Annotated in this window: 26 protein-coding genes and 1 tRNA gene; 22 read left to right on the top strand and 5 right to left on the bottom strand. The window is 71.8% G+C overall.

The window, feature by feature from the left end; translation table 11 throughout:
- Nucleotides 1-140 precede the first annotated feature (140 nt).
- Together ACWED2_RS44450 and ACWED2_RS44445 are read right to left on the bottom strand one after the other, a co-directional pair.
- Nucleotides 141-554, bottom strand: a complete 414-nt coding sequence (locus ACWED2_RS44450) for a Fur family transcriptional regulator (RefSeq protein WP_004560925.1) — start codon at nucleotides 552-554, stop codon at nucleotides 141-143.
- Nucleotides 554-919 carry an ArsR/SmtB family transcription factor gene (locus tag ACWED2_RS44445; protein ID WP_449696540.1) on the bottom strand — a complete coding sequence of 122 codons (366 nt, stop codon included), beginning with the start codon at nucleotides 917-919 and terminating at the stop codon, nucleotides 554-556. The genes ACWED2_RS44450 and ACWED2_RS44445 overlap by 1 nt, the downstream gene beginning before the upstream one ends.
- Before the next feature lie 276 nt (nucleotides 920-1195).
- Between ACWED2_RS44445 and ACWED2_RS44440 the strand changes: the two genes are divergently transcribed.
- From ACWED2_RS44440 to ACWED2_RS44380, 13 genes are all read left to right on the top strand, one after another.
- Nucleotides 1196-2284, top strand: coding sequence for a hypothetical protein (locus tag ACWED2_RS44440; protein ID WP_449696539.1), 1089 nt, complete (start codon nucleotides 1196-1198; stop codon nucleotides 2282-2284).
- Nucleotides 2285-2926, top strand: a complete 642-nt coding sequence (locus tag ACWED2_RS44435) for a class F sortase (protein ID WP_449696538.1) — start codon at nucleotides 2285-2287, stop codon at nucleotides 2924-2926. It abuts the gene before it with no gap.
- An 80-nt stretch (nucleotides 2927-3006) separates the two neighbouring features.
- The gene (locus tag ACWED2_RS44430) at nucleotides 3007-3657 is read left to right on the top strand and encodes a class F sortase (protein WP_449696557.1); all 651 of its coding nucleotides are present in this window, start codon (nucleotides 3007-3009) and stop codon (nucleotides 3655-3657) included.
- An 87-nt stretch (nucleotides 3658-3744) separates the two neighbouring features.
- The gene (locus ACWED2_RS44425; protein WP_449696537.1) at nucleotides 3745-5133 is read left to right on the top strand and encodes a glycine--tRNA ligase; all 1389 of its coding nucleotides are present in this window, start codon (nucleotides 3745-3747) and stop codon (nucleotides 5131-5133) included.
- A 93-nt stretch (nucleotides 5134-5226) separates the two neighbouring features.
- Nucleotides 5227-6159, top strand: coding sequence for an ABC transporter ATP-binding protein (locus tag ACWED2_RS44420; protein ID WP_449696536.1), 933 nt, complete (start codon nucleotides 5227-5229; stop codon nucleotides 6157-6159).
- On the top strand, nucleotides 6156-6896 hold the full coding sequence (locus ACWED2_RS44415) for an ABC transporter permease (protein ID WP_449696535.1): 741 nt from the start codon (nucleotides 6156-6158) through the stop codon (nucleotides 6894-6896). The genes ACWED2_RS44420 and ACWED2_RS44415 overlap by 4 nt, the downstream gene beginning before the upstream one ends.
- Before the next feature lie 19 nt (nucleotides 6897-6915).
- Entirely contained in the window at nucleotides 6916-8118 is a 1203-nt protein-coding gene (locus ACWED2_RS44410; RefSeq protein ID WP_449696534.1) for a sensor histidine kinase, read from the top strand.
- On the top strand, nucleotides 8115-8720 hold the full coding sequence (locus ACWED2_RS44405) for a response regulator transcription factor (RefSeq protein ID WP_449696533.1): 606 nt from the start codon (nucleotides 8115-8117) through the stop codon (nucleotides 8718-8720). Before ACWED2_RS44410 ends, ACWED2_RS44405 begins: the two co-directional genes overlap by 4 nt.
- 24 nt (nucleotides 8721-8744) lie before the next feature.
- Nucleotides 8745-9398, top strand: a complete 654-nt coding sequence (locus tag ACWED2_RS44400; RefSeq protein ID WP_449696532.1) for a YdcF family protein — start codon at nucleotides 8745-8747, stop codon at nucleotides 9396-9398.
- Nucleotides 9399-9473: 75 nt separating this feature from the next.
- Entirely contained in the window at nucleotides 9474-10748 is a 1275-nt protein-coding gene (locus tag ACWED2_RS44395) for a deoxyguanosinetriphosphate triphosphohydrolase (RefSeq protein ID WP_449696531.1), read from the top strand.
- 243 nt (nucleotides 10749-10991) lie between these two features.
- Nucleotides 10992-12074, top strand: a complete 1083-nt coding sequence (locus tag ACWED2_RS44390; protein WP_449696530.1) for a serpin family protein — start codon at nucleotides 10992-10994, stop codon at nucleotides 12072-12074.
- A complete protein-coding gene (locus tag ACWED2_RS44385) occupies nucleotides 12071-13882 on the top strand; it encodes a glycosyl transferase (RefSeq protein ID WP_449696529.1) in 1812 nt (603 codons plus the stop codon). The genes ACWED2_RS44390 and ACWED2_RS44385 overlap by 4 nt, the downstream gene beginning before the upstream one ends.
- A gap of 5 nt (nucleotides 13883-13887) precedes the next feature.
- On the top strand, nucleotides 13888-14427 hold the full coding sequence (locus ACWED2_RS44380; protein ID WP_449696528.1) for a DinB family protein: 540 nt from the start codon (nucleotides 13888-13890) through the stop codon (nucleotides 14425-14427).
- A gap of 4 nt (nucleotides 14428-14431) precedes the next feature.
- Here ACWED2_RS44380 and ACWED2_RS44375 read toward each other — a convergent pair whose 3' ends face one another.
- Nucleotides 14432-14884, bottom strand: coding sequence for a MarR family winged helix-turn-helix transcriptional regulator (locus tag ACWED2_RS44375; protein WP_449696527.1), 453 nt, complete (start codon nucleotides 14882-14884; stop codon nucleotides 14432-14434).
- 24 nt (nucleotides 14885-14908) lie between these two features.
- Between ACWED2_RS44375 and ACWED2_RS44370 the strand changes: the two genes are divergently transcribed.
- From ACWED2_RS44370 to ACWED2_RS44360, 3 genes are all read left to right on the top strand, one after another.
- Nucleotides 14909-16267, top strand: a complete 1359-nt coding sequence (locus ACWED2_RS44370; protein ID WP_449696526.1) for an MFS transporter — start codon at nucleotides 14909-14911, stop codon at nucleotides 16265-16267.
- A gap of 23 nt (nucleotides 16268-16290) precedes the next feature.
- Complete coding sequence (locus tag ACWED2_RS44365) at nucleotides 16291-16857, top strand: carboxymuconolactone decarboxylase family protein (RefSeq protein ID WP_449696525.1); 567 nt, start codon at nucleotides 16291-16293, stop codon at nucleotides 16855-16857.
- A gap of 63 nt (nucleotides 16858-16920) precedes the next feature.
- Nucleotides 16921-17691: a hypothetical protein gene (locus ACWED2_RS44360; protein ID WP_449696524.1), complete on the top strand. Its 771-nt coding sequence runs from the start codon at nucleotides 16921-16923 to the stop codon at nucleotides 17689-17691.
- On the opposite strand, the gene ACWED2_RS44355 is transcribed toward ACWED2_RS44360, so the two are convergent.
- A complete protein-coding gene (locus ACWED2_RS44355) occupies nucleotides 17663-18616 on the bottom strand; it encodes a sigma-70 family RNA polymerase sigma factor (RefSeq protein WP_449696523.1) in 954 nt (317 codons plus the stop codon). The two genes, ACWED2_RS44360 and ACWED2_RS44355, sit on opposite strands and share 29 nt — an antisense overlap.
- A gap of 32 nt (nucleotides 18617-18648) precedes the next feature.
- Between ACWED2_RS44355 and dnaG the strand changes: the two genes are divergently transcribed.
- From dnaG to ACWED2_RS44340, 3 genes are read left to right on the top strand one after another with little or no spacing between them, the layout of a single operon-like run.
- Complete coding sequence (gene dnaG / locus ACWED2_RS44350) at nucleotides 18649-20562, top strand: DNA primase (protein ID WP_449696522.1); 1914 nt, start codon at nucleotides 18649-18651, stop codon at nucleotides 20560-20562.
- Between the two features lies 1 nt (nucleotide 20563).
- The gene (locus ACWED2_RS44345) at nucleotides 20564-21088 is read left to right on the top strand and encodes a hypothetical protein (protein ID WP_449696521.1); all 525 of its coding nucleotides are present in this window, start codon (nucleotides 20564-20566) and stop codon (nucleotides 21086-21088) included.
- 48 nt (nucleotides 21089-21136) lie between these two features.
- Nucleotides 21137-21904 carry a trans-aconitate 2-methyltransferase gene (locus ACWED2_RS44340; protein ID WP_449696520.1) on the top strand — a complete coding sequence of 256 codons (768 nt, stop codon included), beginning with the start codon at nucleotides 21137-21139 and terminating at the stop codon, nucleotides 21902-21904.
- On the opposite strand, the gene ACWED2_RS44335 is transcribed toward ACWED2_RS44340, so the two are convergent.
- The gene (locus ACWED2_RS44335) at nucleotides 21894-22064 is read right to left on the bottom strand and encodes a hypothetical protein (protein WP_003097798.1); all 171 of its coding nucleotides are present in this window, start codon (nucleotides 22062-22064) and stop codon (nucleotides 21894-21896) included. The genes ACWED2_RS44340 and ACWED2_RS44335 overlap by 11 nt on opposite strands.
- Nucleotides 22065-22231: 167 nt before the next feature.
- Here ACWED2_RS44335 and ACWED2_RS44330 point away from each other — a divergent pair.
- From ACWED2_RS44330 to ACWED2_RS44320, 3 genes are all read left to right on the top strand, one after another.
- Nucleotides 22232-22304: transfer RNA gene (locus tag ACWED2_RS44330), tRNA-Asn, on the top strand.
- Nucleotides 22305-22573: 269 nt separating this feature from the next.
- Entirely contained in the window at nucleotides 22574-23062 is a 489-nt protein-coding gene (locus ACWED2_RS44325; protein WP_449696556.1) for a hypothetical protein, read from the top strand.
- A gap of 79 nt (nucleotides 23063-23141) precedes the next feature.
- Nucleotides 23142-24350 carry a hypothetical protein gene (locus ACWED2_RS44320; protein WP_449696519.1) on the top strand — a complete coding sequence of 403 codons (1209 nt, stop codon included), beginning with the start codon at nucleotides 23142-23144 and terminating at the stop codon, nucleotides 24348-24350.
- The last annotated feature ends 234 nt before the right edge of the window (nucleotides 24351-24584 follow it).

Here is a 24584-nt window from a genome sequence, read left to right as displayed (position 1 = left end):
TACCCAGCCGGTCGGCCCACGCACCCAGAGGGTCGGTTCGCGTACCCAGGCGGTCGGATGGCCCAGCGGCCCAGCCGACCCTCCGGGTACGCAAGCCGACTGGCCAGGTACGTGGGCCGACCCTCCGGGTACGGGTGGGGTCAGTGTTCGGCGCAGGTGCCGGTGATCTCCACGGTGTGCGAGATCTCCGAAAACCCGTGCTCGGCCGCGATCTTCTCCGCCCAGCGCTCCACCGCGGGCCCCTCGACCTCCACCGTGCGGCCGCACAGGCGGCAGACCAGGTGATGGTGGTGGTGGGCCGAACACCGGCGGTAGATCGCCTCGCCCGAATCGGTGCGCAGCACGTCGATCTCGCCGGCCTCCGAGAGCGACTGCAGCGTGCGGTACACCGTCGTCAGGCCGATGCCGTCGCCGCGCTTGCGCAGCTCATCGTGGAGTTCCTGGGCCGAACGGAAGTCGTCGATCGTGCTGAGCAGCTCGACGACCGCGGCCCGCTGCCGGGTGGATCGGCGCCCGGGGACCGGGGCCTGGCTGCGCGACGGGGCCGTGTTCATCACTTTCCTTCCTGCACGTGGGCGACGGCGTCGACCACGATGTGCGCCAGGTGGTCGTCGGCGAGCCGGTAGACGACCTCGCGGCCGCGGCGCTCGCCCTGGACCACCCCGGCCGTCTTCAGCACCCGCAGGTGCTGGCTGATCAGCGGCTGGGCGACGTCGAGGGCGTCCACCAGCTCGTGGACGCACCGGTCGGCCGCCCGCAGCTGCAGCACGATCGCGATCCGGACCGGGGCCGCCAGCGCGCGCAGCAGGTCGCCCGCGTCGGTCAGCACCGACTGCGGCGGGTGGGCCGGAGGGGCCCCGGCCGCCGGGGTGCAGTCCGCGAGCCCCGGCTGGGCGCCACTCCCGGTGACCGTCGCCATTCCCGCCTCCACGCTGCTCGTGACACCGCCTGCGACCATGAATTCCGTAGTCATTGCCGATAACGGCCCCGCCCATCCTAGTGTTCCCCCGTCCGGGACCCCCGCCTCGGCGCCGAGCTGCGGGGTACGGCCGGTCGTATTACCCCGAACGGGTGAGTTCGTGGGATATTGGCCCTGCGGCTTCGCATGTCGTGGCCGACGGTGCAAGGTTGTCGCGGGAGCGTTTCGCCGTCACCGAGGCTCCGGCGACCGTCCCGAGCAGAGCAGTGGGGAGACATGACGCGTTTCGTGACGAAGGCAGCCGCCCTGACGGCCGCGGTGTTCCCGCTGGTCGGCGTGGGTCTCGCCGGGGCGCAGACCCAGGCCGTCGACGAGAAGACCGGGCCGGTCTCGTTCGCGAACATCGCGTCGGTGCGGATCGGGGACGAAGGCCAGCGCGGCGGGGCCCTGATCACCGAAACGCAACGATCCCCGCTGCTGCCCGGCCAGTCGAAGCTCGGCGCGGACCGCGTCTCCGTGCCCAAGGACGACGGCGAGCGTGCCACCTTCGGCGGGCACTACCAGATCGACCTCGGCCGCTACAGCGCGTCACAGAACCCGTACCCGCCGGGGGTCGCGAGCCGGGACCACAACGTCTTCGCCGCGTTGCAGGCCACCACCGTGCCCACCGCCACCGCGGAGACGAACTACGCGCTGCGGGACAACTGGCAGGGCGGGACCAAGCCGGCCGACAACACCGTGCTTGTGTTGGAAGGCGCCAAGACGTCGGTGGACTGCACCGGCCCGGCGAAGCTCTCCGCCGGCACGTCGGTGGCCCGGCTGTGGGTGCGCCAGGCCGGGGGTGCGCTCGGCATCGTGCCGGTGCCCGGCGGCAACGCCGGTCTCGAGCTGAAGAACCTGCGCCTCGGCCCGCCCGGCGACATCACGAACGCCGATCCGGCGACCACCGTCTCCGACCTCAGGCTGCTCCGGGTCGCCGCCTTCGACCAGCTGATCCGCCAGGACGGCTGGCGCGGGGGCGACCACACCGCGGTGGCCGGCTGGCGGGTCGAGATCACCACCCACGTCAAGGACGCGCAGGGCGCGGCGCTGCAGGACGTGAAGACGAACATCGTGCTCGGCGGGGTCAGCTGCTCGATCCCGAAGGGATTCGTCGCGAAGGCCGGCGGCCCGGCCGCCGGCACGACCGCCACGCAGCCCGCGGTGCCGACCCAGGTCCCGGCCGGCTACCTGGGCGCGGCCGCCCCGGCCACCGACGGTGACGGCTCCCGCATACCGCTCGGCATCGGCCTGCTCTTCGGCGGCGTTTTCTTCGCCACCGTCGCCCTGCTGCTCGGCAGGCGGCGCAAGACCGGGTCGGACTAGGTGCTGCGCACCGCACTGGCCGCCGTTTCGGCGGCGCTCGCCGTGGCCGCCTTCGCGGCCGGGATCGTCGTGCTGACCTGGCTGCCGCCGACGGCCGCGCCGGTGGCGGCGGCACCCCCGCCCGGCACGCTGCCGGGCGAGAACGCGGCCCCGGCCGTGCTCCCCGCGGACAGCGAGACCGCCTCCCAGCAGCGGCCGGGCACGGTCCGGCTGCCCGACGGCGCCACCGCCCGCCTGGTCCGCACCGAACTCACCGACACCGGGGTGCTGCCGATCCCGCGCGGCCTCGGCGACGCGGCCTGGTGGGGCGCGAAGCTGGGCGCGGCCCAGGGGGCGGCGCTGCTGTCCGGGCACGTGAACTGGGAGGGCAGGCGGGGGCCGTTCGACGAGCTGTGGCGCATGCGCGACGGCGACCAGGTCAGCGTCGTCGACGCGCGCGGCGGCCGGTGGGTCTACCGCGTCGACGGCATCGTGACGCTGCCGAAGGAGACGTTGCCGTCCCAGGCCGCCCGGTGGTTCGGCCAGGACGGCCCGCACCGGCTCGTGCTGGTGACCTGCGGCGGCGACTACGTCGGCGGCACCGAGGGCTACGACGAGAACCGCCTGGTCACCGCCCGGCTGGTGACGCGCCCCACCGGCTGATCGAGTTCGGTGCAACCTCCGCTGCTCCTCGCGGCATGCCTGTCCGTGCACTGGCCACGACAGCGAAGGAGCGCAAGCCCATGCAGGAGCAGAACCCGGAGCCGAAGAAGGGCGCCGGCCGCTGGTGGATCGTCGGCGTCGCCGGGGCGTTCGTGGTCGCGGCGCTCGTCGCGACCCTGCTCGTGTTCACCGGAAAGGATGAACCCGCGGTCGCGAACGGCGTCGGCGGGACCGTGCCGGCCGCGAACCAGCCCGCCCCGGCGGGCACCCCGCAGGACACCGGCAAGGCGCCGGCGCAGCTGTCCCTGCCCGGCGGCGGTACCGCGAAACTGATCCAGGAGGACTTGGACGCCGCGGGTGCGCTGAAGATCCCGGAGGGCCTCGACGAAGCCGCCTGGTGGGGGGCGAAGCTGGGCGCCGACCACGGCGTCGCGCTGCTGTCCGGGCACGTGAACTGGAAGGGCAAGAAGGGCCCGTTCGACGAGCTCTGGCGGGTCAAGCAGGGGCAGGACGTGAAGCTGACCGACGCCGCGGGCGGCGCGTGGGTGTACCGGGTCGAGGCCACCGAGACCGTGCACAAGTCGGACCTCGCCGGGCGGTCCGAGCAGCTGTTCGACCCGGACGGGCCGCACAAGCTGCTGCTCGTCACCTGCGGCGGCGAGTACGTCGGCGGCAGCGAGGGTTACGAGGACAACCGCGTCGTGACGGCGTCGCTGGTGTCGCGGCCGTAGGCTCACCTGCGCGAAAAGCGGTGGGCCCCGGCGGATACCCTGGACGTTCAGTCCTGAACCGTCCCCGCAAGCTTTTCGGAGCGTGGAGTGCCCACGAACACCATTGAGAAGATCATCAGCCTGTGCAAACGCCGTGGTTTCGTCTTCGCCAGCGGAGAGATCTACGGCGGTACCCGTTCTGCGTGGGACTACGGGCCGCTCGGGGTCGAGCTCAAGGACAACATCAAGCGCCAGTGGTGGAAGACCGTCGTCCAGGGCCGCGACGACGTCGTCGGCCTCGACTCGTCGGTGATCCTGCCGCGTGAGGTCTGGGTCGCTTCGGGGCACGTCAACGTGTTCACCGACCCGCTGATCGAGTGCCTGTCGTGCCACAAGCGGTTCCGCGCCGACCAGCTCGCCGAGGAGTTCGCGGCGCGCACCGGCAAGGAGACCAGCGAGGACGACCTGTCCGAGGTGCCGTGCCCGAACTGCGGCACGCGCGGCAAGTACACCCCGCCGCGGGACTTCAACATGATGCTGAAGACCTACCTCGGCCCGGTGGAGTCCGAAGAGGGCCTGCACTACCTCCGCCCGGAGACCGCGCAGGGCATCTTCGTGAACTTCTCCAACGTCCAGACGACGTCGCGGAAGAAGCCGCCGTTCGGCATCGGCCAGATCGGCAAGTCCTTCCGCAACGAGATCACGCCGGGCAACTTCATCTTCCGGACGCGCGAGTTCGAGCAGATGGAGATGGAGTTCTTCGTCGAGCCGGGCGAGGACGAGCGCTGGCACCAGTACTGGATCGACGAGCGCACGAAGTGGTACACGGACCTCGGCATCAAGGCCGACAACCTGCGCCACTACGAGCACCCGAAGGAAAAGCTCTCGCACTACGCGAAGCGCACCGTCGACATCGAGTACCGGTTCGCGTTCAACGCCGGGCAGGAGTGGGGCGAGCTCGAGGGCATCGCCAACCGCACCGACTTCGACCTGACGACGCACTCGAACCACTCGGGCCAGGACCTGTCGTTCTTCGACCAGGCCTCGGGCCAGCGGTACCGGCCGTTCGTCATCGAGCCGGCGGCGGGTGTCGGCCGCTCGATGATGGCGTTCCTGGTCGACTCCTACGTCGAGGAAGAGGTGCCGAACGCCAAGGGCGGCACCGACACCCGCGTCGTGCTGAAGCTCGACCCGCGGCTGTCGCCGTTCAAGGTCGCGGTGCTGCCGCTCTCGCGCAACGCCGACCTGACCCCGAAGGCCAAGGAAGTCGCGGCCACCCTGCGCAAGCACTGGAACGTCGACTTCGACGACGCCCAGGCGATCGGCCGCCGCTACCGCCGCCAGGACGAGATCGGCACGCCGTACTGCGTCACCGTCGACTTCGACTCGCTCGAGGACCAGGCCGTGACCGTGCGCGAGCGCGACACGATGTCCCAGGAGCGGATCGCGATCGACAAGCTCGAGGCCTACCTGGCGGGCCGCCTCATCGGCTGCTGACCCACCCGGGCCCGGGTACCCCTGACACCTGTCACGGCGAGGTCGTGACGCACGGTCTGGGGACCCGGGCCCGCCGGGCGGCAGCCTGGGGGCATGCGAGAAACAGACATCCAGGCGGTGGCGGCGGGGGCCGCGGTCCACCTCACCGGCCTGCGGAAGCACTACGGCGAAGTCCACGCGGTCGACGGCGTCGACCTGACGATCGCCCCGGGCGAAGTGGTCGCCCTGCTCGGCCCGAACGGCGCCGGCAAGTCCACCACCGTCGACATGATCCTCGGCCTGACCAGCCCCGGTGCCGGTGAAGTGCGCGTGTTCGGGCGCAAGCCGATCGACGCCGTCCGCGCCGGCCTGATCGGCGCGATGCTGCAGGGCGGTGCCCTGATGGACGACCTGACCGTCGGCGAGACCGTCGGCATGGTCGCGGCCCTGCACCGCAAGCCGATGCCGGTGGCCGAGGCCCTGCGCGCCGCCGGTGTCGAGGAGCTGGCCGGCCGCCGCGCGAACAAGCTTTCCGGCGGGCAGAAGCAGCGCGTCCGCTTCGCCGTCGCCCTGGTCAGCAACCCCGACCTGCTGATCCTCGACGAGCCCACGGCGGCGATGGACGTCGGCACCCGGCGTGAGTTCTGGCAGTCGATGTACTCCTTCACCGAGTCCGGGCGCACGGTCCTGTTCGCCACGCACTACCTCGAAGAGGCCGAGGAGTTCGCCGACCGGGTGGTGCTGATGCGCCGCGGCCGGATCGTCGCCGACGGCAGTGTCGCCGAGGTCCGCGCGCTGGCCGGCGGCCGCACCCTGCGGGCCGCGGTCCCGGGCGCCACCGAGGCGGTGATCGCCGCGCTGCCCGGGGTCAAGGAGTTCGAGCTGCGCGGCGACCGCGTCGCGATCTCCAGCGCCGACTCCGACGCCACCCTCTGGGCGCTCAAGGCCGCGGTGCCGGCCGTGCACGACGTCGAAATCAGCGCCGTCGGCCTCGAAGGCGCCTTCCTGTCCCTGACCGCCGACGAGACCGCGGAGCCCGTGCGATGAACGCCACCTACCTGCTCACCGAGATCCGCCGCAACTTCCGGGCGCCGCGGTTCCTGATCTTCGTCGTGGCCTTCCCGGTGCTGATGTTCCTGTTGCAGGCCAACGTCTTCACCAAGACGAGCGACCCGGACCACGCGCGGATCGCGGCCGTGATCATGATCAACATGATGACGTTCGGCGTGTTCGCCGCGGCGACGAACAGCGGGGCCCGGCTCGCTCTGGAGCGGGCCGTCGGCTGGCAGCGGCAGCTGCGCCTGACCCCGCTCACCGGCACCGGCTACCTGGCCGGCAAGGGGATCTCCGGGATGCTCGTCGGGCTGCCCGCACTGGTCCTCGTCCCGCTGCTGGGTGTGCTGGCCGAAGGCGTCCACGTCGACGCGAGCGGCTGGGTCCGCATCTTCGCCGGCATCTGGCTCGGCACCATCCCGCTGGTGCTGCTGGGACTGCTGCTCGGCCAGTTCGGCACGCCGGACTCGATGCAGCCGATCAACATGCTGGTCACGCTCGGCATGGGGTTCCTGGGCGGGCTGTGGATCCCGATCGAGTCGATGCCCGGCTGGATGCACGACGTCGCCCAGCTCATGCCGACGTACTGGGTGCTGCAGGTGGCCCGGCCCGCGGTGACCACCGACATGGTGGTGTCGCTGCCGACGGCCGCCGGGGTGCTCGGGGCCTGGACGGTCGTGCTCGGGGCGCTGGTGATCAGGCGTTACCGTAAGGACAGCGCCCGCGTCTGAGGGCCGGAGGGGAACGACGATGGCGAAGCGCCGGTTCGGGCTGGACAGCAAGGAATCGTGGTGGGAAGACCCGCTGCCCGATGCCGCCGACCGCGGGCCGGGCGGCCCGCGCTGGCCGATCATGTCGGTGGTCTTCCTGCTGCCGTTCCTCGTCCCGGTCACGCGCAATCTGCTGGCCGAGCCCGCGGTCACCCCCGGGCTCGTGCTCACCGGCGTGCTCGTCTACCTCTACTCGGCGTGCTACGCGGTGTTCCCCTACTTCTTCCGCCGGGAACGCCGCGTGAAGCTGGCCTTCTGCGTCACGACGAACGTCCTGGGGCTCGCCTCGCTGGCGGGGGCCGTCGGCAGCGGGTTCGTCCTGCTCTACGGCACGGCGGTGGTCGCGTTCATGGTGCCCGCGGCCTGGTCGGTGATCATCGACCTGTCGACCCTGGCCGCCGGCGCGGTGATCCTGCTGGCGCAGGGCCGGTTCCAGGAGGGCTACGGCGACCTGATCACGGTCGGCTCGATCACGCTGGCGATGTTCTTCATGGCCAACCTCGTCCGCGCGGTCCGGCGGCTGGAACGCGCGAACGAGGAGATCGCCACCCTCGCCGTGGCGAACGAGCGGGAGCGGCTGGCCCGCGACCTGCACGACCTGCTCGGCCACAGCCTCACCACGATCACCGTCAAGGCGGGGCTGGCCCGGCGGGTGCTGGAAAGCTCCGGCGACATCCCGCGGGCGGTCGAGGAGATCCACGAGGTCGAGAGCCTCACCCGCAGCGCGCTCTCGGACGTCCGCGCGACCGTGTCGGCGAACCGCGAGGTGTCGCTGTCCGCGGAGCTCGTCGGCGCCCGGGCGGCGCTGCGGGCCGCGGAGATCGACGCCGACCTGCCGCACGCCGTCGACAACGTCCGGCCGGAGTTCCAGCCCGTCTTCGGCTACGTGCTGCGGGAAGCCGTGACGAACGTGCTGCGGCACTCCGGGGCCAAGCGGGTGCGGGTGAAGCTGGGCGACACCTGGCTGGAGATCGAGGACGACGGCACCGCCACCGACGTCGTCGCGGGCAACGGCCTGCGCGGGCTGACCGAGCGGCTGGCCGCGGTCGGGGGCACGCTGCGGACGTCGGTCCGGCCCGGGGGAGGATTGACCGTGCGGGCCGAGGTCCCGAAGATCCCACCGTCCGAACCGCGCCCGGCCACCCCGGCCGTGCGCGCCGAACCCGCGGGAGGACTCGCTTGATCCGGGTGCTGCTGGCCGACGACCAGGCCATGGTCCGCGGGGCGCTGGCCACCGTGCTGGGCCTCGAGCACGACATCGAAGTGGTCGGGCAGGTCGGCTCCGGCGACGAGGTGGTGGCCGCCGCCCGCGAGGCGAAGCCCGACGTCGCCCTGCTGGACGTCCAGATGCCGGGCAAGGACGGCCTCGAAGCCGCGGCCGACCTGCGGGCCGCGCTGCCGTCGTGCCGGGTGATCATCTGCACGACGTTCGGCCGTCCCGGCTACCTCGCCCGCGCGATGGCGGCGGGCGCGGCCGGGTTCGTCGTCAAGGATGCGCCGCCGGAGCAGCTCGTCGAAGCCGTCCGCCGGGTCCACAGTGGACTGCGGGTGGTCGACCCGGCGCTGGCCGCGGAATCCCTCGCCACCGGGGCCAGCCCGCTCACCGGGCGGGAGCGGGACGTGCTGCGGGAGGCCAAGGACGGCAGCACGGTGGCCGACGTCGCCCGGGCCCTGCACCTTTCGGAAGGCACGGTCCGCAACCACCTCTCCGCCGCGATCGGGAAGACCGGCGCCCGGACGCGGGCCGAAGCGGTGCGCGTCGCCGAGGAGCGTGGCTGGCTCTGAGCCGCTTCTGAAAGAATGGGCCCGATGGGTACCGCTGAACGCACCAAACCGTCGCTCGCGAGCTGGGCGCGCCGGATCGCGCTCGGCACGGTCTTCGTGCTGCTGGCGCTGGTCGGCGGCACCGCGTTCCGGGTGTGGCAGGTCGCCCGCGAAAACGACCGGACGCCCGCCGACGTCATCGTGGTGCTCGGCGCCGCGCAGTACAACGGCAGGCCGTCGGAGATCTACGCCGCCCGGCTGGCGAAGGCCAAGCAGCTCTACGACACCGGCGTCGCGAAGACGATCGTCACCGCGGGCGGCAAGAAGGCCGAGGACAACTTCACCGAGGCCCGGGCCGGCCAGCTCTGGCTGACCCGGCGCGGGGTGCCGTCGTCGGCGACGCTCGCCGTCGGCGAAGGCAGCGACACGCTGCGGAGCCTGCGCGCGGTCGCCCAGCAGGTCGAGGCCCGCGGCTGGCGGACGGCGGTGCTGGTCAGCGACCCGTGGCACTCCTTCCGCGCCCGGACCATGGCCGGCGACCTGGGCCTGGAGGCCTGGACCGCGCCGACGCACAGCGGGCCGATCGTCCAGGAGCGCGTCACCCAGGTGCGGTACATCGTCCGCGAGACGGGGGCGCTGCTGTACTACCGGCTGACGAAGACGCCCGCGGACGACCTGTTCGCCACTTTCCTCGGCTGAGCTTCGTCGGTGCCATCGGGGGCTTCGCCACCCGAGCCCCCGAAGAATGTCGGTGGTCGCGTTTAGGCTGGTCACGTGGACTACACCGAGCACGACACCGCCCGCCTGCTGCCGGAGCCGGCCAAGGGCGCGGCGCTGCCCGGTGCCCGGGCGGACGGGCGCAGCGCGTTCTCCCGCGACCGGGCCCGGGTGCTGCACTCCGCGGCGCTGCGGCGGCTGGCCGGCAAGACCCAGGTGGTCGGGCCGGGGGAGGGCGCCGAGGTCACCGGCGTCCCGCGCACCCGGCTGACGCACTCCTTGGAGGTCGCCCAGATCGGCCGCGGCATCGCCGACGAGCTGGGCGCCGACCCGGACCTGGTCGACACCGCGGGGCTGGCGCACGACATCGGGCACCCGCCGTTCGGGCACAACGGCGAGCGCGCGCTCGACGAGGTGGCCGCGGCCTGCGGCGGGTTCGAGGGCAACGCGCAGACGTTGCGCATCCTCACCCGGCTGGAGCCCAAGCTGCTTTCCGCCGAGGGTGACCCGGTGGGGCTCAACCTGACCCGCGCGTGCCTGGACGCGACCACGAAGTACCCGTGGCCGCGCCGGCCGGGGCAGGTGAAGTACGGCGTGTACGGCGACGACGCCGGAGTGTTCGAGTGGTTCCGCGCGGGGGCGCCGGCCGAGCAGCGGTGCCTCGAGGCCCAGATCATGGACTGGGCGGACGACGTCGCGTACTCGGTGCACGACGTCGAAGACGGCGTGCTGGCCGGCCGGATCAAGCTGCGCGTGCTCGCCCACCCGGACGAGCGCGCGGCCGTCGCGGAGGCCGCCGCCAAGCACTTTTCCGCGCAGTCGGTGTCCACTTTGGAGGATGCGGCGGCGGAACTGCTGGCGCTGCCGGCGGTGGCGGCGCTCGTGTCGGCCGAGCCGGACGGGTCACCGGGCGCCCAGGTCGCGTTGAAGCGGCTGACGAGCGAGCTGGTGGGCCGCTTCACGACGGCGGCGGTCACCGGCACGCGCGAGAAGTTCGGCGAGGGGCCGCTGAGCCGCTACGGGGCCGGCTTGTGCGTCCCGGAGCAGGTGGCGGCGGAGGTGGCCCTGCTGAAGGCGCTGGCCCTGCGGTACGTGATGAGCGACCGGCGGCGGCTGGCGATGCAGGAGGGCCAGCGCGAGCTGCTGATCGAGCTGGTCCACGCCCTGGCCCGCCGGGCCCCGGAGTCCCTCGACCCGCTGTTCGTCCCGGCCTGGAACGCGGCGGCGGACGACGCCGCCCTGCTCCGCGTGGTGGTCGACCAGGTCGCCTCCCTCACCGACGCCCAGGCCCACGTCTGGTACTCCTGGCACGTGACCCGCCTCCACCGCTGAGCCGTGACCGGAGAGGCATCACCCGTGATCGGAAGGGCATCGCCCGTGATCGAAGGGGCATCACGCGTGATTGGCGGGGCATCGGGGTGATGCCCGCTCAGACACGCGTGATGCCTGCCTGGACACGTGAAATGCCGGTCGGCGCACGGCCGGTGCCGCGAAACTTTCGCCGGATTCGTCCTCCTCGGGTGGAGTTGCGCGTGGGCGGCCGGTGGGGGTCCGCGTTCCGGTAGTCTCGCCCGCATGGCCACGGACAGCCACCTCCGGTTCGCGCTCGCCGTCCACGCGGCCCTCGGTGCCGAGGGCGGGAACACCTGCTTCTCGCCGTATTCGGTGGCCAGTGCGCTGACCCTCGCCGCGCACGCCGCCCGGGGCGAGACCCGGGAGGAGCTCGTCGCCCTGCTCGGGGACCCGGACCGGCAGACGGTGCTGCTGCGGGAGGCCGCCGACCTCGTCGGAGACGAGCAGGCCGAGCTGGCCGTCGCCAACACGCTGTGGGCCGACGACCGGCTCCCGCTCGAAGACTCCTTCAAGGCCGAGCTCGCCGGGTGGCCCGGGGCCGCCGTCGCGAGCGCGCCCTTCGAAAAGGAACCCGAAGCCGCTCGCGCCCTCATCAACGACGACGTCGAGCGCACCACGCGCGGGCTGATCCCGCACCTGCTGCCGCCCGATTCGATCGACGCCGACGTCGCCGCCGTGCTCGTCAACGCGCTCTACCTGAAGGCCGCGTGGAAACTGCCGTTCCGCGAGGCCAACACCAGCGACGCGCCGTTCCACGCACCCTCCGGCACCCGGGACGTACCGACCATGTGGCTCAGCGAAAGCGTCGGTTACGCGCACGCCGGTGGCTGGCAGGCGGTGCAGCTGGCCGGGGCCGGTGGCCTGCAGGCCGTCGTGCTGCTGCCCGACGGCGACCTCGCCGAGGCGGAACCCGGGCTCGACCAGGCATCCCTGACGAGCCTGCTCGGCAAGATCCGCTCCAAGCGGGTCGAGCTCTCGCTCCCCAAGATCTCGCTCGACGTGCGCAGCAAGCTCTCCGGCGTACTGCGCGGCCTCGGCGTGCATACGCTGTTCACCGACCGGGCCGACCTGACCGGGCTCTCGCCGGATCCGCGGCTGACGGTCTCCGAGGTGCTGCACCAGGCCGTGCTGCGCGTCGACGAGCAGGGCTTCGAGGGGGCCGCCGCCACCGCGCTGGTCATGCGCCTCACCTCGATGATGATCGCCGACCCGGTCGCCGTCACGGTCGACCGGCCGTTCCTGCTGCTGGTCCGGCACGCCGGCACCGGGGCGCTCTACTTCCTCGCCAGGGTGGTCGAACCGTGAGCTTGAAGTCCGAAGCCGTCCCCGAGCTGGTGCCGCCCGCTCCCGAACCGCCCGAAGGCCCGAAGCGCTGGGCGTGGCCGGATTCCGCGATCGCCGGCGGCTTCCTGCTGTTCACGGTCCTGCTCTACAACGGGCTGTGGTTCGACCTCAAGCGCGGCTACCTCTGGAACGGCGGCGCCGACCAGAGCCAGTGGGAGTGGTACTCGACGGTCGTCGCCAAGGCCGTCCTGCACTTCCAGAACCCCTTCACCACGGACCTGCAGAACTACCCCCGCGGCGTCAACATGGCGGCGAACGCGGCGATGTTCGGCCTGAACGTCCCGCTGGCCCCCCTCACGCTCACCTTCGGCGCGACGCTCACCTGGGCGATCGTGCTCACCGCCGGGCTCGCCGGCACCGCGACCGGCTGGTACTGGGTGTTCTCCCGCCACCTGGTGCCGAACCGGACGGCGGCCGCGATCGGCGGCGCGTTCTGCGGCTTCGCGCCGCCGATGATCTCGCACGGCAACGCGCACCCGAACTTCGTCGTGCTGTTCGTGCTGCCGTTCATCGCGCTCAAGTCGATCCAGATCGCGCACAACGAACGCCCGGTCCGCAACGGCGTCGTGCTCGGGCTGCTCGTCGCGTGGCAGATCCTGCTCGGCGAAGAGCCCCTGGCGATCTTCGCGCTCACTTTCCTCGTGTTCGCCGTCGCCTACCTGATCCCGCACCGCGCGGAGCTCCGCGGCATGCTGGCGCCGCTGGGCAAGGGGATCGGCATCGGCGCGGTCGTCGCCCTGCTGATCGCCGGATTCCCGCTGTACTGGCAGTTCTTCGGCCCGCAGAGCTTCCACTCGCTGCTGCACGGCCCGGCGGGCAACGACACCGCGGCCTTCACGCGCTTCGCGACGCAGTCGATCGCCGGCGCGCCGGAGGCGGCCGCGGACGTGTCGATGAACCGCACCGAGGAGAACGCGTTCTTCGGCTGGCCGCTGATCGTGCTCATGGTGGTGCTGACGATCTGGCTGTGGCGCGACGTCGTTTCGCGGGCCCTTGCCATCACGATGTACGTGATGGCCCTGCTCTCGCTGGGCGTCGAGATCACCGTGGCGCACGACGACACCGGCATCGCCGGCCCCTGGAAGTGGCTGGGCCAGCTGCCGCTGCTCGACTCCGTGCTCGAGTCCCGGCTCGCGATGGGCTGCATCCCGGTGGTGGGTGCGCTCCTCGCGATCGCCACGCACCGCGTCTGGACGGCGGCGGCCCAGCAGCCGGCGCCGCTCGACGGCAAACCCGCGTTCCCGCTGCGGATGATCTGGATCGGCGCGGTGGTGGCGGTGCTGCTGCCGATCGCCCCGACGGAGCTGGTGACGCACCAGCGCCCGCTCTCGCCGCCGTTCTTCGCCGACGGCATCTGGCGCCAGTACGTCGCCCCGGGCGGCTCGCTGGTGCCGGTGCCGCTGCCGAGCACCGGGGAGGCCGAGCCGCTGCACTGGCAGGTCGACGCGGGTCTCGGCTACCCGATGCCGGAGGGCTACTTCGTCGGCCCCACCTCCCCGGACGACCGGCGCGGCCGCTACGGCGCCGTCCCGCTGCCGACGTCGGACCTGTTCGCGCAGGTCGAGCGCACCGGCCAGGCGGCGGAGGTCACCGAGGCCGACCGCACCCAGGCGCTCGCGGACCTGCGCGCCTGGAACGCGGACGTGCTCGTGGTCGGGCCGCGGCAGAACCAGGAAGCGCTGAAGTCCACTGTGGAACTGCTGCTGCGGAAGCCCGCGGAGTTCGTCGGCGGGGTGTGGATCTGGGACGTCCGCCCGATGACGGCGTGAGTACGATGACCACTGTGGACGAACAGGGCCGGCCCGAACCACCCCTCGACGGTGACGAAGCCACCACGCTGCTGGGCTTCCTCGACTTCCACCGCGCGACGCTGGCCTGGAAGTGCGCCGGCCTGGACGAGGCGGGGCTGTGCGCGACCCACCCGCCGTCCACGATGACGCTCGGCGGGCTGCTCAAGCACCTGGCGTACGTGGAGGACCACTGGTTCTCCCACGTCCTGCTCGGCCGGGACCGGATGGCCCCGTTCGACGCGGTCGACTGGACGGCGACCCCGGACTGGGACTGGGATTCCGCCGCGCACGACACTCCGGAACAGCTGCGCGAACTCTGGGCGGCCGCGGTCGAGCGCGCACGAGCGGCGACGAAGGAAGCACTGGCGGCAGGTGACCTGGGGCAGCGGGCCCGGCGTCCCCGGCGGGACGGCAGCACGCCGAGCCTGCGCTGGATCCTGGTGCACATGGTCGAGGAGTACTCCCGCCACAACGGCCACGCCGATCTGGTCCGCGAGTCGATCGACGGCAGTACGGGGGAGTAGCGGCTCAGCCGAGCACTTCGTCCGCGAGCCTGCTCAGGTAGCCGGCGAACCGTTCGCGGTCCTCCTCCGCCCAATGGCCCACCAGTGCTTCGAACGCCTGACGCTGGTGGGTCTGCGAAGCCTCGAGGAACTCCTTCGCGGCGTCAGTCAGCGTCAGCGCCGCCCGACGCGCGTCGCGGGTCGACGTCGAGCGCACGACGAACCCGTCTCGCGCTGCTTCGGCCACCATCCGGCTGGCCACCGAGCGGTCGATGCCCAGCTGGCGTGCCACGTCCGCGACTGTGACCTCCTCGCCGGTCGTGCCGTCGACCGCCTGGATGACGAACAGATTCGGCACCGTCCACGACGGTGGTGCGCCGTCGTCGAAGCGCTGCACGACGTCCGGTGCCCACTGGCGCGCCCAGTGGCGGACCAGGCGGAACAACGCCGGGCCGCCGCCCTCGCTTGATGTGTGCATAAGGCACGTTATAACGTGTGCTTTATGCACGCATCTCGGAACCTCGCCTACGCCGGCCTGTTGCTCGGCATGGCGATGGCCCAGCTGGACGGCCTGGTCCTCACCGCGGCGCTGCCCGCCATCGGCGCCGACCTGCACGCCCGCACCGGGCTCGTCGCCGTCACGGCCGCCGGCCTGCTGACCCTGACCGTCGCGACACCGCTGCACGGCAGGCTCGGTGACCTGTACGGCCGCCGGATCTCCTTCGCGCTGTCGGTGCTCGTGTTCGCCGCCGCCTCCGCGTGGTGCGCCGCGGCGCCCGATCTCGGCTCGCTGATCGCCGCCCGCGCGCTGCAGGGCCTGGGCGGCAGCGGGCTGATCGTCACGGCGATGAGCGCGCTCGGCGAGCTGTTCGACCGCGACGAGCTGCTGCGCCGCCAGGGCCGGCAGACGGCGGTGTTCGCGGCCGCGACCCTGGGCGGGCCGCCGCTGGGCGGGCTGCTCGCGGCCGGCCCCGGCTGGCGGTGGATCTTCCTGGTCAACCTGCCGCTGAGCGTGCCCGCCCTGATCCTCGGCCTGCGCGGGTTGCCCGCGAAAGCGCGTCAGGACCGGGAAAGGTTCGACGTCCCGGGCAGCGTGCTGCTGACCGTCGCGGGCGCCGCCGTCGTCGCGCTCGGCACGTTCGGCGCCCTGGCAAGAAGTCCACTGTGGACGCCGCTGCTGCTCGGGGCGACCGTCGTGGCCGGCTTCCTGTTCGTCCGGCGGCAGCGCCGCACGCCGAGCCCGCTCATCTCGCCGAAAGTGTTCGCCGACGTCGTCCTCAAGCGCGCGGTGGTGGTCAACGGCCTGGCGGGCGCCGCGCTCTACGGCACCTTCACCTACGTTGCCCTGGTCGCGGCTCCGGGGGCGGGCGCGGCGGGCACCGGGCTGCTGCTCGTCGCCATGACCGCGGGTCAGCTCGTCCTGTCGACGTCCTTCGCCGCGCTGGCCCGGCGCCACCCCGGCATGACGGCGTGGGGCCGGTCCGGTTGCGCGCTCGGCGCCGCCGGACTCGCCGCGATCGCCGTCGCCGCCGCGTTCGACGGCCCACCGTGGCTGCTCGCCCCGGGCTTGTTCGCCATCGGCGCGGCCTTCGCCGTCTGCACGTCCGCCTACACCGTCCTCGGCCAGACGCGGGCCGACCGGGCCCTGCTGGGCGTCACGCTGGGGTCGCTGACCTTCGCCCGGCAGGCCGGCGGCCTGGCGGGGGCGGCGGTGTTCGGCTGGCTCGCGCTCGCCACCACCGGCGGCCTGGGCGCGCCGGGCCTCACGGTCGTGTTCGCAGCGGCGGCCGTGACGATGCTGGTGGCGTGGCTCACGGCGCCGGGTGTCACGTCTGCGGAGGCCGTCTCGTCCAGCTCGTAGGACCGAGAACGAAGGAGACCGAAATGCCGCGCATCCCCGCCAAGAAGACGTCCGAGGCCGGGCTCTTCCTGAAGCTCGTCTACCGGATCGCCGGCCGCCGCTTCGGCGCGGTGCCCGAGCCGATGGCCGTCACCGCGCACCACCCCGGGCTGCTGCGGGCGTCCGTGGTGCACGAGCTGCTGGCCGAGCGGGCGTCGAAGAAGGTCCCGGCGAACGTGCGGGAGCTCGCCGTCTACCGGGTCGCGACCCGGATCGGCTGCTCCTGGTGCGTCGACTTCGGCACCATGCTGCAGAAGCACGACGGCCTCGACATCGAGCGGCTCACGAAGATCGACGACTACGCCACCTCGCCCGCCTTCAGCCGCCAGGAGCGGCTCGCGCTCGCCTACGCCGACGCGATGTCCGGGGACCAGGTGACGGTGACCGACGAGCAGGTCGCCGAGCTCGAGCGCGAGTTCGGTCGCGACGGCGTCCTCGAGCTGACCTACCAGATCGCGCTGGAGAACTCCCGCGCCCGGATGAACAGCGCGCTCGGCATCGTCGACCAGGGGTTCACCTCCGGCGACGCGTGCCGGGTCCCGCTCCCGTAGGAGGCCGCGAACCCGACCCCGGTGGGACGCGCCGCCGGGGTCCGCCGCGGGACCGTTCTGCGCATGCACCTCGTCGCCAGTGAACGGATCAAGCTCTTCAGCATCGCCACACCCTGGGTGTGTGGCCTCTTCACCCTGGTCGCGCTGGCTTTCCCGGCCGCGATCGCGGCGCTCAGCGCCGGCGAAGCCCACCTGCCGCCCACGGTCGCGAGCACGCAGGCCGGCTACCAGCTCGCCCTGGTCGCCGTGCTGGTGCTGGCCGCGCTCACCGTGACCAGCGAGTACCACTCCGGCACGATCCACGGCACTTTCCAGGCCGTGCCGAGCCGGACGCCGGTGCTGCTGGCCAAGGCCGCGCTCGTCGCCGGGTACGCGTTCCTGCTCGGCGAGGTCGCCGCGTTCACGGCTTGGCTGGTGGCCCGGGTCCTCGCGCCGGACGCCGACCTGGCCCTGGACAGCGCCGCGGACTGGCGGATCGTCGCCGGCACCGGCCCGGTGTTCGCGCTGGCCGCCGTGTGCGGGGTCGGCGTGGGCCTGCTCCTGCGGCACACCGCCGGCGCGGTCGCGCTGCTCGTCGCCTACCCGCTGATGGCCGAGAACGTCGTCCTGCTGATCCCGCGGGCCGGCCAGGCGATCCACCGGTGGCTGCCGCTGAACGCCGTCACGAAATTCCTCAGCGGCAGCGGCGAGGCCAACGCAGGGCGGGACGGCGGCAACGCCACGGTCCTGTCCGATTCGCCGCTGGGCCCGGGCTGGGCGCTGGCCTACTTCGGGGCCTTCGCCGCCGTCCTGCTGGCCGCCGGGATCACGAGTGCTCTTCGCCGGGACGCGTGATGCGGGCCAGCTTGTCCGGGTTGACGACGTCGTAGATCGCCACGATCTTGCCGTCGCGGACGGTCATCGCCTGCACGTGCTCGTCGAGCGCGAGCAGGCCGTCGCGGGCCGGTTGCGGAGCGAGGTACACGCCCAGGTCGCCGTTGACCAGCACCGGCGTGCCGCTGGTGAGCACCCCGGACGGGTACTTCCGCGTGAGGCCCACGAAGAACCGGGCGATCTTGTCCGCGCCGACGATGAGCTGGCGCGTGGTCCGGCCCTTGCCGTTCGAGTCGCCGATGAGCACGACGTCCGGGGCGAGCAGCTCGGTCATCGCCCGGACGTCGCCCTGCTGCAGGGCGATCACGAACTTCTCGAGGACCTTCGCCTGGTCCTCCAGCGGGACGCGGGGCGCCGGGTCGGCGTCGGCGAGGGCCTTGCGGCCGCGGGAGGCGTACTGGCGCGCGGCGTCGGCCGAAACGCCGAGTGCGGCGGCGATCTCCGCGAAGGGCACCGAAAAGGCGTCGTGCAGCACGAACGCGACGCGCTGCTCCGGCGTCAGCTTGTCGAGGACGACGAGCGCGGCCATCCGCAGGCCGTCGTCGCGCACGGCGACGTCCAGGGGGTCCTCGCTCACCGGCCGCCCGAACGGCGTCACCACCGGCTCCGGCAGCCAGTTGCCCACGTACTTCTCCCGCTGCGCGGCGGCCGACTTGAGCCGGTCGAGGCAGATCCGGCCGACGACCGTGGTCAGCCAGGCCCGCAGGTCGCGGATCGCCGCGCGGCCGGCGTCGTCCAGGCCGGCCAGCCGGAACCAGGACTCCTGGACGGCGTCTTCGGCGTCGGCGCGGGTGCCGGTCAGCCGGTAGGCCACCCCGATCAGGTGGCTGCGGTGCGCGGCGAACTCCGCGGCGAGCGTGTCCTGGGCGGTGGGCGTGGAGGCCATGCCCCGAGTGTGCCGCAAACGGCAAAGCTAGAGTGGGTGACGTGGCAGGACGGATTCGGGAGAGCGACATCGCGGAGGTGCGCGAGCGGAACCGGATCGACGAGGTCGTCGGGGAGTACGTGGCGCTGCGCCGCGCCGGCGGGGGCAGCCTGAAGGGCCTCTGCCCGTTCCACAACGAGAAGACCCCGTCGTTCAACGTCCGCCCGACGCACGGCACCTTCCACTGCTTCGGCTGTGGCGAGGGCGGCGACGTCATCAAGTTCATCCAGAAGATCGACCTGATCTCGTTCGTGGAGGCCGTCGAGCGGCTGGCCGACCGGGTCGGCATCCGGCTCACCTACGAGGGCGGCGGCGCGACGATCCAGCGCGATCGCGGCAGCCGCACCCGGCTGGTCGAGGCCCACCGCCTGGCCCAGGAGTTCTACGCCGAGCAGCTGGTCACCGACGAGGCGCGCCCGGCGCGGGACTTCCTGTCCGAGCGCGGGTTCGACGCGTCGATGGCGAAGACGTTCGGCTGCGGGTACGCGCCCGGCGGCTGGGACAAGCTGACGAAGTTCCTGCTCAACCGCGGTTTCGAGGTCAAGGAACTGCTCACCGCGGGGCTGTCCAAGGAGGGCCAGCGCGGCCCGATGGACCGCTTCCACCGGCGGCTGGTCTGGCCGATCCGCGACGTCGGCAACGACGTCGTCGGCTTCGGCGCGCGCCGGCTGTTCGAAGACGACCGGATCTCGGCGAAGTACCTCAACACCGCCGAGTCGCCGATCTACAAGAAGTCCCAGGTCATGTTCGGCCTCGACCTGGCCAAGCGGGAGATCGCGAAGCGGCACCAGGTGGTCGTGGTCGAGGGCTACACCGACGTGATGGCGATGCACGCGGCGGGCGTGCCGACGGCGGTGGCGTCGTCGGGCACGGCGTTCGGCGAAGACCACATGAAGGTGCTGCGCCGGCTGATGATGGACGACGACGCCTTCCGCGGCGAAGTCATCTTCACCTTCGACGGCGACGAAGCGGGCCAGAAGGCGGCGCTGAAGGCCTTCGAGGGCGACCAGACGTTCGCCGGCCAGACGTACATCGCGGTGGCGCCGGACGGGATGGACCCGTGCGAGCTGCGGCTGGCCAAGGGCGACAGCGCGGTGAAGGACCTGGTCGCGCGGCGGACGCCGCTGTTCGAGTTCGTCATCCGCAGCACGCTCAAGAACTACGACCTCGACTCGGTCGACGGGCAGGTCGCGGCGCTGCAGAAGACCGTGCCGATGGTGGCGTCGATCAAGGACCGCGCGGCGCGTGACGGCTACGCGTCGAAGCTCGCCTGGTGGGTGGGCTGGCAGGACGTCGCCCAGGTGGTCAACCGCGTCCGCGGCAGCGCGGGCGCGACGGACAAGCGCGGCGGGGCGCCGCTGCGGCAGCCGGCGCGGTCCCAGGCGGCGCCGGCCGCCCCGACGCAGGACGTCGCCCGGCCGGCCCCGAAGGACCCGCGGTTCGCCGTGCAGCGCGAGGCACTGAAGGCGGCGCTGCAGCAGCCCGCGATCGCCGGGCCGGAGTACGACGCGCTGCCGCTGGAGGCGTTCACGCACCCGGTGTACGTGGCCGTGCATGAAGCCGTGCTGAAGGCCGGTGGCGCGGGTTCGGGGCTGACCGGGCCGGCGCTGCTGGACGCGGCCGCCCCCCACTGTCCGGAAGGGACGGTCCGGCGGGTGCTGTCCGAGCTGGCCGTGGAACCGTTGCAGGCCAAGGACGAGGTCGACTCGCGGTACATCTCGTCGATCCTCGCCCGGTTGCAGGAGGGGCTCGTCGGGCGGCAGATCGCGGAGATCAAGGGCAAGCTGCAGCGGCTGTCGCCGGTCGAAGCGCCGGACGACTACCGCGCGCTGTTCGGCGATCTCGTCGCGCTGGAGCAGTACAAGAAGTCGCTGGGCGAGCAGGCCGCCGCCGGCGCGTGGGGCTGAGATGAACCTGCTGCGCCGGTTGCTGGGCGACCGCACGCCCGCCGGGTTCGCGGGAGTCTTGGCGCCTGGCGAAGACGTCGTGGACAGCACGCCCGTCGAGGGCGGCGGGCACCTGGTCGTGACGGCGCTGGGCCTGTGGATCCCGGTTGACGGCGGCGGGGCGCGCCGCGTGGGCTGGCACCTGATCGGCAAGGCGGCCTGGGCGGACGGTGTCTTCACGCTGACGGAGTCGTCCGAGGTCGGGACGGCGGGCGCAGCGGTCGTGCTGGCCGACCTCCCGCCGGTGCGGTTCCGGCTGCCGTCGCCGGGCAAGGTGCCGCGCGAGGCCTACCAGCGCGTCGAGGGCTCGATCCGCTCGCGGCACCGGCAGGAGATCGGCGCCGGGGGAGCGTGGTTCGTCCAGCGCAAGGTGCCCGGCCGCGACGGCACCGTGCTGCAGGTCCGGCCGGACCCCGGCACCGACGCCGCCCTGGTCGAGGCCATCGCCGAGCAGGCCGCCGCGAAGCTGGTCAACCCGGCCGAGTAGCAGTACGCTCGTACTCAGTACGGGCGTACTGTTATCTGGGAGGCCGTCATGTGGGATCCGGGCAAGTACCTCGACTACGCCGACCTGCGGGCCCGGCCGTTCTACGACCTGATCTCGCGCATCGGTGCCTCGTCGCCGCGGCGCGTCGTTGACCTGGGTTGCGGCCCGGGCAACCTGACGGTGTCCCTCCGCGACCGCTGGCCCACGGCGACGCTGGAGTGCAGCGATAGTTCACCCGAAATGGTGACAGCGGCCCGGGAGCGCGGCCTCGACGCGGCGTTGCTGGACGTCCGCGACTGGACGCCGGCGCCCGACACCGACGTCGTGGTGTCGAACGCCGTCCTGCAGTGGGTGCCGGACCACGCTGCGCTGCTGCGCCGGTGGGCCTCTTCGCTGCCCGCGGGTGCGTACTTGGCGGTGCAGGTGCCGGGCAACTTCAACGCGCCTTCGCACGTGCTGACACGCGAACTGGCGGCCTCCCCGGCCTGGGCGCCACGCCTGGCCGAGGTGGTGTTGCGCGAGGACGACGCGGTGTCGGCCCCGCTGGAGTACGCGAACCTCCTGACCGACGCGGGTTGCGCGGTCGACGCCTGGGAAACGACGTACGTCCAGCCCCTGACCGGACCGTCGCCGGTGCTGGAGTGGATCACCGGAACGGCGTTGCGCCCGATCCGCGCGGCGCTGTCCGATCTTGAATGGGGTCGGTTCCGCGCCGCTCTGGCGCCCCTGCTGGACGCCGCGTACCCGGCGCGGCCCGACGGGGTCACCTGGTTCGAGTTCCGCCGGGTGTTCTTCGTGGCCAGGGTCAGCGCTTGAGCTTCTCCCCGATCTTGGCCCGCGCAACCCCGGCGGCGCCCTGGACCATCGGGTGATCGACGACCCGGCGGTAGGTGCGCACGAGCTGCTCGTACCGCCCCCGGCCTGCCTTGGCGCCCAGTACGTACCCCAGGCCTGCCCCCAGCAGGAACTTCTTCATCCGCGTCCACGCCTTCCATCGTTAGGTCGTCCGACTGTCCATTGTCCAGGAAAACCGCCGCCGCGGGGGCGGTTGCGCTAAGTGGGGGGTGGTGCACGGGGCTCCGGGGGCATGGTCTAAAGTTCTTCTCGTCGGTCGGAGAGACCGGCACCGGAAGTGAGCAACATTCCCCTGTAGCTCAACTGGCAGAGCATTCGGCTGTTAACCGGAGGGTTCTTGGTTCGAGTCCAAGCGGGGGAGCAAAGCCCAGGTCACAGACCTGGGCTTTTTTGCTACCCCTGAGTAGGGGCGACTTAGTGTCTATCTTGACGGCTGTCCAAGTGGCAGCCTGACTGCCTGCCTCCGCTGCCTGGTGACGCCGCCGGCCGCCTCCGGGGCCGTCGGCTGAGCTGGCCCAGGGTGACAACTGATCATGCGAGTGCCTGCGAGCGGATCGGCGCACGGCCGTTGTCGGTGCTCTTCGAGCATCTCGGGCGTGGGTGTCACCGCGGCGCGACGACGGCATCCGCATGTGGATCGATGATCAGCTCGTCATGGACTACTGGCAGATCAGCAACCCCACGGTGCGCGAAGCCACCGTCCACAGCGGCGCGGTGGGGCAGGCCAAGAAGATCCGCATCGACTACTACGACAACGTTGGTTACGCCAAACTCGGCCTGAACTGGGTCGCCCCGGGGCAAAGCGGAGGAACCCGTTCCCGGAACCGCGCTGAAGCCCCGGTACGGCCTGAAGACTTCGACGACGGCGTCGGAGTCCGCCGGAGTCGCGGACAAGACCGCGAGCACCACCTTCGGCGACACCGTGCTCGATCCCGTCTACGGTCTCAGTACTTCAGGACTGGCAGACCCGGCCGGCCTGAAGATCAGCGGTTCGGTGTCCTACCAGACGCCCGGCACCGGCTACCTCCGCAAGACCGCCAAGACCATGGCCACCGGCGCCAAGACCACGTACGCCTACTACCGGGGACACCGAAACCCGCGCCAACCGAGGTGCCGTAAGAACGTCCATCGCGCCGGTCCGGCGGCGTGGAGCGGCAAGACCCTCGTTCGGTCACGATGTACTCGATAGAGTCACGATGTGACTGTGGGTGAAGCGGGTCTGGTGAGGATCCTCTGCGGAGCAGACGACAGCGATCCATTCGGGCACGAAGCAGGAGTGCTCGTCCATCTCGATGTCATCCCGCCCGATGCTGCGCGGACCGAACCGGCAAAATCCGCGCCGCTGTCCGAGGGGGCGGCGTTCCGGACTGCACCGCTCCTGGCGATCCTCGATACAGGTGCGGGCCGGCTCATGGTGATCGGCCGCTGCCAGGTGACGGTGGATCCGCGGCGCGGCTCTGTCGTTCGGGCGCTGGTGCAGGGGTTGTGGCTTGCGTCGCGCAGCGCGGACACACCACCCCCGCGACGTCGTCGCTGGGTGCGTGGTGCGGACCAGCTCGAAACTACCGACCACAGCTGGCGGATGATCTCCGGATTCGACCGGCTGCGAGACCTGTTGGTCACGTGGTTGCGCGACAACCCGCACGCCATCCCCGCCGACCAGGAGGGCCGTGCGACGGTGATTGCCAAGGCGATCGCCGAGTCGTCCCGCGACGAGGTGCAGACGGTGCGTGCGATGCGCTACGAGCTCGAACGCGTGATCGGCGCCAATCTGCGCCGGTTGCGGACGCAGGAACTGGAGTTCGTTCTCGCCGACATCGTGGAGCTCACCGTAGCCGTCAGCCGCGCCCGCGACGAAGCCGCCGAGGCTTGGCGTGGTGGTCTCGGTAGCTGGCGCAGCGCCCTCGCCGCCTACCACGCGCAGCGGCGGCTTCAGGATCCGACGCTGCCGCGCCGCGCCGGGGCCCGCCGTGCCCGTCGTCAGCCGTGGTTTGCGATCCTCGACGCCGGAGTTCGTCAGTGCAAGGCGATGGATCAGCTGTTGACCGAAGAGGCGACGGTGATGCACCAGCTGCTCGACGCCGCTGCCAGTGTGTCGGTGGCCAGGGACGCACAGGCGCAGGAGACGTTCACGCTGGTCGCTGCCGTCGGTGGGGTGCTGATCGGGATGCCGGCGCTGATTCTCGCGCTCTACGGCGCCACGGCGGTGCTTCCGATCAGCACCTCGAACGCTCTCGTCCTCCTGCCGGTAGCGGCGGCCGGCCTCGTGGCTGGTCTGTTGGCCGCTTTTCTTCCGGGACGCAAGCGGGTCGGCAAGATCTGGCGCTTCGCCGCGACGGTGGTCGCCGCGGTGGCCATGATCATTCTTCTTGCCTTGGCCGGCGCCTTGGTCAACCCGAAAAGCTGACCAGGGCGGCTGTCGTCCGAGTCGGTAGGCGATCAGCGGTCGCAAGCCGATGATCGCCGGGTGCCGGTGTATTCGCCGATGTCGGAGACCAGTTCCGCGATGTCGGGCAGGTTGTCGAATCGGCGCTGGTGAATCCCGACTAGTGCCTCATCAAGGAACGTTGACGCGGTAACCGTGTCGCGTGGACATCCGAGCTGGTGATCGCGAGGCTGGCCGGTGGAGGTGAGTCATGGC

The sequence above is a fragment of the Amycolatopsis sp. NPDC005003 genome (assembly GCF_053600695.1).
The sequence above is the reverse complement of the archived record's forward strand: the minus strand, read 5'-3'. Positions and strand labels throughout refer to the sequence as shown.